An 11,963-nucleotide genomic window follows, 5' to 3' on the forward strand; every position below is an offset into this window, starting at 1 on the left:
ATCATTTATATATTTGTGGTTTTCGCTATGAACTACAACCGCTTGATCGCTTGCCGGCTCTCATCCAGGTATTTCACTGAATTCTCGTAATTCCGGCTGGCGACGCCAAGATATAAAATATCGATAAGATTAAGCTGCGTAATACGAGAGGACATCGCGCCACTGCGAATCTCGTTCTCCGTGGAGGAAGTGTACAAGGGAATGTCCACCGATCGGCTCAGGGTAGAATCGCCGTATTTGGTAATGCCAATCGTCTTGCATCCCTTCTCCTTCGCAATCGCTGCTGCGCGGATTACTTCATCCGTTTCACCGGAGTAGGAAATGCATACGGCCGCATCATCTGGAGTCAGCAGCACCGCCGAGGTGAGCTGAACATGAGGGTCCGGAAAAGATATGCATACCTTATTAATCCGCAAAAATTTCTGTTGGGCATCCATCCCGATCAGATTTGAAGCCCCTACCCCGAACATAAAAATGCGCTTCGACTGATCGAGGGCCAGAACGGCCTCTTCCACCTTCCCTTCCTCCATAATCTTCATCGTATCCCGAATCGACTGAATGTTGTTGTTCGAGACGTTCTGTATAATTGCAGAAATGCTGTCATTGGGCCGGATATCCTGATACCCGGTGGCTAATGGCTCCTGCAAGTCTCCGGCTACCTTCAGCTTCAGATCCTGATAGCCTTTGAAACCCATCGTTTTGCACAGGCGTACAATGGCAGCCTGACTGGAACCGCTTCGGACTGCAAGATCCGCGACCGACATCTGTATCATCTCTGCCGGTTCCTGCAAAATGAAGGCTGCAACTTTGCGCTCGGACGGATTTAATGAATCATACACCTCACGCAATCGAACCAATCCGCCGTTCATTTCTTGCCCCCCTTTACAAATCATCCTCTGACGGTCACTACTATGTAATATTACTTTACACATCTTGAATGAAAGCATGACTGGTATCGCTTTCAACATCAGTGGATTGAGTTCATTATAAATTGTATGAAATTATATTTCAATACTTAATTAATGATTTAAAATTTTATTTTACAACACTTCGGTTTTCTCCTATACTGGATATAGAAAGCGAAGTGGTTCAATATGGAAATTTTTATCGGTGTTGATGGTGGCGGTACCAAGACTGAAGCAACCGTTATCAATAGCGCTGGAGAAGTGTTGTCCCGGTATACCGGAGGTTCCACCAATCCTTATATTGTAACCTTTAATAAAGCGATGGAGGAACTCCGAACGGTGTTGGATGGGCTTCTGGCACCTCTTTTTGATAAGTCATTATTATTCACATCAATATGTCTTGGAATGTCAGGTGTGAGCTCTGCAGATGAACGACGCCAAGTTCAGTCTTTCCTTCATTCCTATCTCCAGCAGCGGCAGCTCTCGATGCATATTTACATGCGCTCGGAAGCCGAAATTTCATTAATGGCCGTACTGGAACGACAGTATGGAATCCTTGCGATCTCGGGAACCGGATCCAATACCTACGCTATAACCAAATCGGGAGACATTCACCGCGTCGGTGGCTGGGGACATCTTCTTGGAGACGAAGGCAGCGGTTATCAGATCGGACTTCAAACTCTGAAAACCGTCATTAAGAGCCATGAGGGCATTTTGCCACCCACCATCATGAGCAGCCTGATTGTTGCAGCCTATCCTCTCCAGCATATTACCGATCTCAAATCTTACATTTACCAGCCCGCTATAACGAAACAGGATATCGCTTCCTTCGCCCGCTGCTGCATAGAAGCAGCCGAAGCCGGTGATGAAGCGGCAGACCGTATCCTCCGGCAGCAGGCAGCAGAACTGGCCGATACAACAAGCGCTCTCATCAGGCAGCAAGCTGAATTCGCTGAGAGTGAACTCGTACGGATCGGCTCGATCTTCAAACATTCGCCATTGTTTCGGGAAACGTACGCCGGCATTCTGCTATCGCGTTATCCCCGCCTCCGGTTCCCTGAAGGAAATCGTGAACGTACACCCGCCCATGGTGCGGCTCTGTTAGCCTGCAAGCTATTTACAGACGGCGTCTCTGACTTGCTGTAGCTTTACATCAGTGCCCGTCCATATTCCAAGGCAAAAAAGGAGACCTGTCTCATGACGAATATTCTAAGTCAATTGACAACCGAACAGCCTCATGAAAATACGCAGAACATTGATCAGTTGAGCTCAGAACAAATTATGATCCTCATCAATAGCGAGGATAGCCTGATCACTGATGCGATCCGCGAGCTTATTCCTCTTATAGCCAGAGCTGCAGATCTCGTCGTGGAAGCTTTCCAGAAGGGCGGCAGATTGTTCTATATAGGTGCCGGAACCAGCGGTCGAATCGGGATTCTGGACGCCTCCGAGTGTCCGCCTACCTACGGAACAGACCCTTCCATGGTGCAGGGATTGATCGCAGGTGGTTTCAGAGCCGTGAAGGAAGCTATCGAAGGTGCCGAGGATAGCGAAGAGTTAGGTGAACAGGATATCAATGAAAACGGTATCAACGAAAAGGATGTTGTCATCGGCATCGCTGCAAGCGGCCGAACACCCTACGTTCTTGGGGCGATGAGACGCGCCAAAGAGCGTGGAGCCGTTGTCATCGGACTCTGTAATAACTACGAATCGCCGATGCATCAGTACGCGGATTTTGTAATTGAAGCTGTTGTCGGACCCGAAGTAATTATGGGCTCCACGCGCATGAAGGCCGGTACTTCGCAAAAGCTGATTCTGAACATGCTGACAACGACCGCCATGATTCGAATCGGCAAGGTGTACAAAAACCTGATGGTCGACCTCAACCCGTCCAATAACAAGCTTGTGCACCGCGCCAAACGAATCATTACCCTGGCAACCGGAGCATCAGAGGATGCTGTGGAGAAGGCGTACCATGAAGCCGGCGCCCACGTCAAAACCGCTATCGTGATGCTGCTGGCTAATGTCAGTGCCTCGGAAGCGTCCAAACTGCTTGACGGCACCAGCGGATTTGTGCGCAGCGCGATCGATATGAAAACGACGAAGTAACATAACGTGTGCGCTTCTACGGCCTATGATGAACATCTAACGTAAAATGAAACGGGATATCCTCAGATCATGTTGATCTGGAGATATCCCGTTTATTCGTTCGCCACTATACTTGTGGTCGTCACCATCCTGTAGGCCGGTTGGTCTCGTCGTTCCTCATTGTCCGTTCATGCCCTTATCGGATCATTTCAGTTATAACCTCACTCGTGGAGCCGGGCCTTTTGGAACGCGTAAATTCATCGACCCTGGTCCGACTTCCATCCTACCTGTTGTTCACTCCACTCCCACAGACGAGCGGCCAGCTTCGGATCCCTTGCCTTCTCGGTGATTTTGGCCGGTTTGCATTTGACGTAGTATTCCCCCGTCACATGCTCCACTTCAGGACTTGAAGCCAAGTATATCGTTGTCCGAGCTCCTTCAAGGGGCGTTAAGAAGAACGGGCGAAGCATCTTGTGAACCGCATTGCCAAAGCCTGTATCCCTGTTTACGCCAATGCTGGTGCTGACGGCGCCAGGATGGAGCGTATTGACCGTGACCCTTGTCGGCTGCAGCCGACGCGCCAGCTCCTTCGTGAATAGAATATTCGCCAATTTGGACTGCGCGTACCCTTTGGCCACATTAAATCCCTTATCGAGATTAGGGTCATCAAAATGGATGCTGCCCACTTTATGCGCGCCAGAGGATACGTTCACGATCCTCCCCTGCCGGGCATGCTGAAGAGGCTCCAGCAGTTCGTTCGTCAGCAAAAAATGCCCCAGATGATTGACCCCCATCATGGCCTCATATCCGTCCTGCGTCAATTCCCGCTTGATGGTGACCACACCCGCGTTGTTCACCAATACATCGAGTCTGTCATATTTGGCCTTAAAGTCGGAAGCAAACGCTCTGATGCTATCAAAAGACCCCAAATCCAGCGTCATCAGCTCGATGTTCGAGCTGCTGCTCTCCTGCAACGCTTGCCGAAGAGCCGCTTCGCCCCTCGATTGACTACGACAAGCCATGATCACATGCGCTCCGCTTTTTGCCAGCTCCACTGTCGCAGCCAAACCCATGCCGGAGTTCGCCCCTGTTATCATGACGATTTTGCCTGTCATATCATTCATGCGCAACCTCCTGTTCGTACCCTTCTACCATTGTAATAAGAAAAACGACTATCGACGTACTTTCTCAGGAGACAGACCGCTTTTAGCGGAATTTTTTCTTGCGATATCAGGAAGGTCCATGCTTCGAAGTTTATACTTTCTGATATCTAAAGAAAAACGAATATCGACGTACTTTCTCAGGAGACAGACCGCATTTAGCGGAAGTTTTTCTTGCGATATCAGGAAGGTCCATGCTTCGAAGTTTATACTTTCTGATATCTAAAGAAAAACGAATATCGACGTACTTTCTCAGGAGACAGACCGCATTTAGCGGAAGTCTTTCTTGCGATATCAGGAAGGTCCATGCTTCGAAGTTTATACTTTCTGATATCTAAAGAAAAACGACTATCGACGTACTTTCTCAGGAGACAGACCGCATTTAGCGGAAGTTTTTCTTGCGTATCAGGAAGGTCCATGCTTCGAAGTTTATACTTTCTGATATCTAAAGGAAAACGACTATCGACGTACTTTCTCAGAAGACAGACCACATTTAGCGGAAGTTTTTCTTGCGAGATAAGGAGGGTAAGCCTCTGAAGTTTATACTTTCTTATCTCTAAAAAAAAGCCCCGCCACCAACATCCATTTGGAGACGAGACTTCAATAACGCACCGGAAAAAGCTTATGTCAGGCTTATACGCCTCAGGCGGCGCCATTCATGGCAAGTATGATGGCAGCCAGACCGAAACAGAGATTCAGCAAGCACAGAAATACCAATGTCTGCTTCTGATTGAGCCCTGTTGCCAGCAAACGATAATGCGCCTGCGATGCATCGGCCTGATAGATCGGCTTGGACTGAAGCATTCTTCGGATGACCACAATGATATTATCGAAGATCGGTACGCCCAGTGCGAAGATCGGAACGAATAAGGACGCCAGAGTTGCACCTTTAAACGCACCATCCAGGGCAATGATCCCGAGTATGAACCCGAGGAAGGTTGCACCGGCATCCCCCATAAACACTCGGGCCGGCGGCTTATTATATCGTAAATATCCCAGCGCAGCACCTACGAGAATGACGGCCAGCAGCGCGGATTCGCCTCTGCCCAGCGTAATCGCCACAACAAACAGCGTGCCTCCGGATATGGCGGAGAGCCCTCCAGCAAGACCGTCGATGCCATCCGAGAAATTAATAACTGTCGTTACACCAAAAATCCACAAAATCGTTAAGATGAGCTGCAGCCATTCCGGCAGGTTAATATACTGACCCGTAAACGGATTGTTGAATCCTTCAAACGCGATGCCATAGCTGTATACGACAACGGCTGCGCTGACCTGTACAATGAGCTTCGGCAGCGAAGCCAGCTCCTTGCCTTGGGACTTATACCAATCATCTACAAGTCCGATGCCAAGAATAAGAGCACTACCGATAAAGATGCCTACCGCTTCCCTTGAAATGGCGCCGGTAAGCGCAAAATAAGTGATGAAAAATCCGATAAATATGGCGACCCCCGCTGTCAGCGGTATCGGCTCGCGGTGTATTTTCCGCTCGCTGTCCGGTCTTGGCTTGTCCACAAAATCAAGCTTGATCGCAAGTTTACGAAATGGCGGAATCAGTACCAATACCAGCACCATGGATATGACAAACGCTGCAAAATAGAGCATGGTTTCCTCCCAATAAATGATGAATAATGGAGAACATTGCATTCTAAGTATATGACTTATATCGAACTCTATCAACCTATCAAAAGAAAAAGACTGCTGCATCAGTAGAATTTCTACTTAGCAGCAGCCCTCCCGGACTCACAGGTTAAGACTCCTTCTTCACCGCAAGTCCAATGATCATAACGATAAGTGCCAGCAAAGCAATCAACTGATCGATGGTCATGGCCAAAAGCCTCCTTCAAGCAGGATGGCTCTTGCCCGGGCTACACATCTCCCTCTCCCGTTAAATGCCTTACGTTTTCCCCACTACCATCTTATGAGGGCCCCTACCCGTTTTATGACGGGACCGCCAAAAAAACCTGCTCCCGTTCATAAAACACGGGAGGGCAGGTTGTATCGGCATAGCTTGGAAAATGAGCTGTTCCGAATATGACTCGCTACGGATTAGGCTTCCCTTACTCCGTCACGATGTCATAAATCAATACAGGCGCATCCGCATGATCTGCAATCCGAATGCTTTCATACAGCTTCTGCTTCACGTCATCCACGTTCTCGCGGTTAGCATGAATGGTTACAAGGGAATCACCCTTCTTCACGGCATCGCCGACCTTCTTGTTCAGCATCAGGCCTACAGCCAGATCAATCTCGGATTCCTTCGTCGCGCGGCCGGCTCCAAGCAGCATCGCTGCGGTACCGATCTCATCCGCTACCAGCTCGGCGACAACGCCGTCCTGCTGTGCAGGAAGCTCAATCAAATATTGCGCCTGCGGCAAACGGTCCGGATGATCCACAACGGACGGGTCTCCGCCCTGGTTCTGAATGAATTCCTTGAACTTCTCCAGTGCCTTGCCGTTGCGGATTACCTCTCTTAACATCTCTTCGGCATCTTCAAGCGAATCTGCCTTCCGCGCAAGGTAAACCATCTGCCGGCCCAGAGCCAGACACAGCTCCTCCAGATCCTTCGGCCCCTCGCCGCGAAGCGCATCGATCGCTTCCTGCACCTCCAGCGAGTTGCCGATCGCGGCGCCAAGCGGCTGGCTCATATCGGAGATGACCGCCATCGTTTTGCGGCCTACGTTGTTGCCGATGCTGACCATGGCGTGTGCCAATTCCTTGGCATCCTCCACCGTTTTCATGAACGCGCCTGCGCCGGTTTTCACGTCCAGCACAATCGCATCCGAGCCGGCGGCGATCTTCTTGCTCATGATGGAGCTGGCAATCAGCGGAATGGAGTTGACGGTAGCCGTCACATCCCGGAGCGCGTACAGTTTTTTGTCCGCCGGGGTGAGGTTTCCGGTTTGGCCGATGACGGCGATTTTATGTTGATTCACAAGGTTCACAAATTCGTCTTTGCTGATCTCCACATGGAATCCTTCGATGGACTCCAGCTTGTCGATCGTTCCTCCGGTATGGCCGAGGCCGCGTCCGGACATCTTCGCTACCGGAATATCCAGAGCCGCTACGAGCGGAGCCAGTACCAGCGTCGTCGTGTCGCCTACGCCCCCGGTGGAATGCTTATCGACCTTGATCCCCTCAATTGCGGACAGATCAATCGTTTCGCCGGAGTTTACCATCGCCATCGTCAAGTCTGCCCGCTCCCGGTCGGACATGTCCTGGAAATATATCGCCATGTTCATGGCGCTCACCTGATAGTCGGGAATGTCTCCCTTGGTATATCCGTCGATAAAGAAATTGATCTCTTCTGTTGTCAGTTCCTTGCCGTCGCGTTTCTTCGCAATTAAATCAACCATTCTCATCGTACATTCTCCTCACTCTTTGCGATGATTGTATTCCTTCCACGGGCATCACTACCAAATGCGGATCCGATCGCTGTTGCTTTCAGATTCCTTATATTGTTAATATTGTTGGAATCCGTGGGCAAAGGTGACCGCTTCGCTTCTCCAAAACAAATCCGACTTCTTCGTCGGGGCAGTTTCCTTACAACGAAATCGCCGTATCCAGGGCCACTTCCATCATCTCGTTAAAGGTCGTTTGCCGCTCCTCGGAAGAAGTCTCTTCCCCTGTGAGCAAATGATCGCTTACGGTCAGGATCGTCAGGGCGTTCACGCCGAAACGTGCGGCAATCGTGTAGAGCGCCGTTGTCTCCATTTCCACGCCGAGCACGCCATGCTGCATCAGCTTCTCCACCACGGATTTGTCCTCGCGGTAGAACACATCGGACGTGAACACGTTGCCGACATGCATCTTCAGGCCTTTCTCCTTGCCGCGCTCATACGCGCCCAGCAGCAGCGGGAAGCTGGCGATCGGGGAGAAATCATAACCGTTAAAGTGGTGACGGTTCATGCCGGAATCCGAGCACGCCGCCTGGGCCAGAATGACGTCGCGTACATGAACATGCTCCTGCATCGCGCCGCAGGTTCCGACACGGAACAAGTTTTTCACGCCATAATCCCGAATGAGTTCATTGACATAAATCCCGATGGAAGGCACGCCCATGCCCGAACCTTGCACGGAGATGCGTTTTCCTTTGTAGGTTCCCGTAAATCCGAGCATGCCCCGCACTTCGTTGTAGCAGGTCACATCCTCCAAATACGTCTCGGCAATAAATTTAGCCCGCAGCGGGTCGCCTGGCAGCAGAATCGACTCGGCGATATCTCCCGGTTTCGCTCCAATATGTGTACTCATGTCCCATTCCTCCACTTATTCGATTATTTCAAATCATTCAAAAAGCTGGTTCCGTGCTCCGGCAGCTTCACGCCGAAGTTGTCGGCAACCGTGGCGCCAATGTCGGCAAAGGTTTTGCGAAGCGGCAGCTCCTTGCCTTCCGTAAAGCGAGGAGAATATACGAGCAGCGGCACATATTCACGCGTATGGTCCGTGCCCTTGTAGGTAGGATCATTCCCGTGGTCGGCCGTGATGATCAGAAGATCATTCTCCGTCATTTTCTCAAATACCTCAGGGAGGCGCCGATCGTAATCCTCCAACGCTTGGCCATATCCTTGCGGATCGCGCCGATGTCCGTACACGGCATCGAAATCCACGAGGTTCAGGAAGCTCAGACCCTTGAAGGGTTCACCCAGGGTTTGCACCATTTTATCCATGCCGTCCATATTCGATACGGTTCTGACCGCCTTCGTAATGCCTTCGCCATCATAAATGTCGGAGATTTTTCCGAGGGCGATGACGTCAAGACCAGCATCTTTCATCTCGTTCATCGTGGTACGTCCGAAAGGCTTCAAAGCATAGTCATGCCGATTCGCCGTACGCTTGAAGCTCCCCACCTCGCCAATGAAAGGACGGGCGATGATCCGGCCAAGCATATAAGGATCCTCCAGCGTGATTTCGCGGCAGAACTCGCAGATTTCGTACAGCTCTTTCAGTGGAACGATATCCTCATGCGCAGCGATTTGAAGCACGGAATCCGCCGAGGTATAAATGATCAGCGCTCCCGTTTTTACATGCTCTTCGCCAAGCTCTTCGATAATCTCCGTTCCGCTGGCCGGCTTGTTGCCGATGACCTTGCGTCCGGTCTTCTCTTCAATGCGCTGGATCAGCTCGTCCGGAAACCCGTCCGGGAATACGCGGAATGGCGTATCAATATACAAGCCCATGATCTCCCAGTGGCCTGTCATGGTGTCTTTGCCATTCGAAGCTTCCTGCATCTTCGTATAGTAAGCCCGAGGTTGATCCGCAGCAGGGATTCCCTCGATTTCCCGAATGTTGGACAGACCGAGCGCAGCCATATTCGGCATGTTGAGCCCGCCGCATTCGCGGGCAATATGACCCAGCGTGTCGGATCCGATATCGTCAAAATCAGCCGCATCCGGTGCTTCGCCGATACCTACAGAGTCCAATACAATTAAATGAATTCGATCAAAACGTTCCATATCCAAGTGATCCCCCTCATATAATGAGTTTTTACATCAAAACTATCCATAAGGCTCGCTTGTTGTTATCCTTCCATGCCTTGCTTACAGGAACAGTCCCGCAATCGTTGCCGACAGCACGCTCACCAGCGTTGCGCCGTACAGCAGCTTGAGGCCGAAACGGGCAACCACGTTCCCCTGCTTCTCGTTCAGGCCTTTGACCGCTCCAGCAATGATGCCGATTGAGGAGAAGTTGGCAAAGGATACCAGGAATACCGATACGATTCCCACAGTGCGTTCGGACATATCCGTGAAGTTGGCCAGGTCGAGCATCGCGACGAACTCGTTCGATACCAGCTTCGTAGCCATGATGCTGCCTGCATCCACTGCCTCTTTCCAAGGTACGCCCATGACAAAAGCAAATGGGGCAAAAATGAATCCTAACAGCTCTTGGAAGGTAATCCCGAAAATGATATCAAAGATGCCGTTAATCATCGCAATCAACGCAACGAAACCGAGGAGCATCGCAGCAACGGTAATCGCTACCTTGAAGCCGTCCATGATGTATTCACCCAGCATCTCGAAGAAGGATTGCTTCTCTTCCTCCTGCACCTCCAGGATATCCTCTTCCTTCTCTACCTTGTAAGGGTTGACGATGGAAGCGATGATAAATCCGCCAAACAGGTTAAGCACAAGCGCGGTCACCACATACCGCGGCTCGATCATGGTCATGTATGCCCCGACGATCGACATCGATACGGTGGACATGGCGGAAGCACACAATGTATACATCCGATGCTTCGGAATGAGGGCAATCTGTTTTTTTACCGAAATAAACACCTCGGATTGCCCCAGAATCGCGGAAGCTACCGCATTGTAAGACTCCAGCTTGCCCATGCCGTTGACTTTACTCAAGACGAGACCGATATATCTTACGATAAACGGCAGTACCTTAATATATTGAAGTATACCAATCAATGCGGAAATAAACACGATCGGCAGCAAGACGTTCAGGAAGAACGGACCCGCACCTTCATTGGCAATGCCGCCAAACACAAACTCGATCCCGGCTCCGGCATAGCTCAGCAGCGCTTCAAACGTATTCGCTATCCCTTTAACAAGATACTCGCCGAAATTCGTGTTCAGCAGAAAAAATCCAAGGATCAGCTGCAGCACAATCATGACAGCCAGCGGACGGTAACGGATGTGGCGCTTATCATTGCTGATAAGGAACGCAAGACCGAATACGACCAGCAAACCTAGTATGGCGATTATATATTTCATCGTCGTTGTTCCCCCATAGGTGTTTTTTTGATATGACACGTCTACCGAATCATCGAAAACCGGATATTTGCAACTTCATTTAGTAGGAAGAGCTGGATTGACCGCCCTCCATAATTTTCACGCCGGAGCTGGCACCGATACGCGTTGCGCCCGCTTCGATCATTCGGTCCATATCTTCCTTGCTGCGCACGCCGCCGGAAGCCTTCACGCCGGTGTTCTCGCCAACGGTTTTGCGCATTAAGGCTACGTCTTCCGGTGTGGCTCCGCCCGTGGAGAACCCTGTTGACGTCTTCACAAAATCCGCTCCCGCTTTCACGGACAGCTGGCACGCACGTACCTTCTCTTCTTCTGTCAGAAGGCTTGTCTCAATAATAACCTTGACCAGGGCTTTGCCCTTTGCTGCATCCACTACAGCCTGAATATCGTTCAGCACAAGCTCATCGTTACGATCTTTGAGCGCACCGATGTTAATGACCATATCAACCTCCGTTGCCCCGTTAGCGATGGCATCCTTCGCTTCAAAAGCCTTTACTGCGGATGTCGTAGCTCCCAGAGGGAAACCGATGACCGTGCATACTTTGACGTTGGTGTCCGCTAGCTGCTCAGCACAGTAGGATACCCAAGTCGGGTTCACGCAAACCGAAGCAAATCCGTACTTTTTGGCCTCTTCCGTAATTTTCGCAATCTCGGCTTGGGTTGCATCCGCCTTCAAGAGCGTGTGGTCGATCATTCCTGCTATATTCATCTGGTTAAAACACTCCTTAATCTGTTTTTTAGTGATTTGTAAAAGCGCTATCATAACACTTAATCCTTTAGACGGGACCATCATATCACAGCCTTGAACATATGTAAAACACATATTGAAAATATGTTCATTCCGATTTATGGCAATGATATTTATCATTGTTAACTAAAACGACAAGCCCTCATTCAGGAATAATCTAACAATTCCCTCCGTTTACTATGCTCTATACCCGATCAGGGTAAACAGAAACAAAGAATCGGCCTCCTATTAAGCAAGGGTCATCAATTATCTGCGCACAAAAAACACCCCGTCCAGGTAAGTTTGAAGCCGTAACCGGTTCGAATCTCCC

Annotated in this window: 10 protein-coding genes; 2 read left to right on the forward strand and 8 right to left on the reverse strand. The window is 50.3% G+C overall.

What is annotated here, in order from left to right; all coding sequences use genetic code 11:
* Window positions 1-32: 32 nt before the first annotated feature.
* Window positions 33-869, reverse strand: coding sequence for a MurR/RpiR family transcriptional regulator (locus tag MKY82_RS29665; RefSeq protein WP_036643553.1), 837 nt, complete (start codon window positions 867-869; stop codon window positions 33-35).
* Between the two features lie 225 nt (window positions 870-1,094).
* Here MKY82_RS29665 and MKY82_RS29670 point away from each other — a divergent pair, with 225 nt between their 5' ends.
* Both MKY82_RS29670 and murQ read left to right on the forward strand, forming a co-directional pair.
* Window positions 1,095-2,051 (forward strand): BadF/BadG/BcrA/BcrD ATPase family protein, encoded by a 957-nt coding sequence (locus tag MKY82_RS29670; RefSeq protein ID WP_194544648.1) that lies wholly within the window; start codon window positions 1,095-1,097, stop codon window positions 2,049-2,051.
* A 51-nt stretch (window positions 2,052-2,102) separates the two neighbouring features.
* Complete coding sequence (murQ, locus tag MKY82_RS29675; protein ID WP_194544649.1) at window positions 2,103-3,014, forward strand: N-acetylmuramic acid 6-phosphate etherase; 912 nt, start codon at window positions 2,103-2,105, stop codon at window positions 3,012-3,014.
* Window positions 3,015-3,250: 236 nt separating this feature from the next.
* Here murQ and MKY82_RS29680 read toward each other — a convergent pair whose 3' ends face one another.
* The 7 genes from MKY82_RS29680 to deoC all read right to left on the reverse strand — a co-directional run bounded on the left by MKY82_RS29680 (window position 3,251) and on the right by deoC (window position 11,614).
* Window positions 3,251-4,117 carry an SDR family oxidoreductase gene (locus tag MKY82_RS29680; protein WP_339294938.1) on the reverse strand — a complete coding sequence of 289 codons (867 nt, stop codon included), beginning with the start codon at window positions 4,115-4,117 and terminating at the stop codon, window positions 3,251-3,253.
* 678 nt (window positions 4,118-4,795) lie between these two features.
* Window positions 4,796-5,758: an MraY family glycosyltransferase gene (locus MKY82_RS29685; protein WP_071219702.1), complete on the reverse strand. Its 963-nt coding sequence runs from the start codon at window positions 5,756-5,758 to the stop codon at window positions 4,796-4,798.
* Window positions 5,759-6,213: 455 nt separating this feature from the next.
* Window positions 6,214-7,515: a pyrimidine-nucleoside phosphorylase gene (locus MKY82_RS29690; RefSeq protein ID WP_339294939.1), complete on the reverse strand. Its 1,302-nt coding sequence runs from the start codon at window positions 7,513-7,515 to the stop codon at window positions 6,214-6,216.
* A 181-nt stretch (window positions 7,516-7,696) separates the two neighbouring features.
* Window positions 7,697-8,404 (reverse strand): purine-nucleoside phosphorylase, encoded by a 708-nt coding sequence (deoD, locus tag MKY82_RS29695; RefSeq protein ID WP_194544652.1) that lies wholly within the window; start codon window positions 8,402-8,404, stop codon window positions 7,697-7,699.
* Between the two features lie 23 nt (window positions 8,405-8,427).
* On the reverse strand, window positions 8,428-9,606 hold the full coding sequence (gene deoB, locus MKY82_RS29700) for a phosphopentomutase (RefSeq protein ID WP_339294940.1): 1,179 nt from the start codon (window positions 9,604-9,606) through the stop codon (window positions 8,428-8,430).
* Between the two features lie 84 nt (window positions 9,607-9,690).
* A complete protein-coding gene (locus MKY82_RS29705; RefSeq protein WP_220683843.1) occupies window positions 9,691-10,869 on the reverse strand; it encodes a NupC/NupG family nucleoside CNT transporter in 1,179 nt (392 codons plus the stop codon).
* Between the two features lie 79 nt (window positions 10,870-10,948).
* On the reverse strand, window positions 10,949-11,614 hold the full coding sequence (deoC, locus tag MKY82_RS29710) for a deoxyribose-phosphate aldolase (protein WP_071219707.1): 666 nt from the start codon (window positions 11,612-11,614) through the stop codon (window positions 10,949-10,951).
* Window positions 11,615-11,963: the final 349 nt, after the last annotated feature.

It is taken from the genome of Paenibacillus sp. FSL W7-1279, assembly GCF_037969845.1.
GTDB lineage: Bacteria > Bacillota > Bacilli > Paenibacillales > Paenibacillaceae > Paenibacillus_AQ.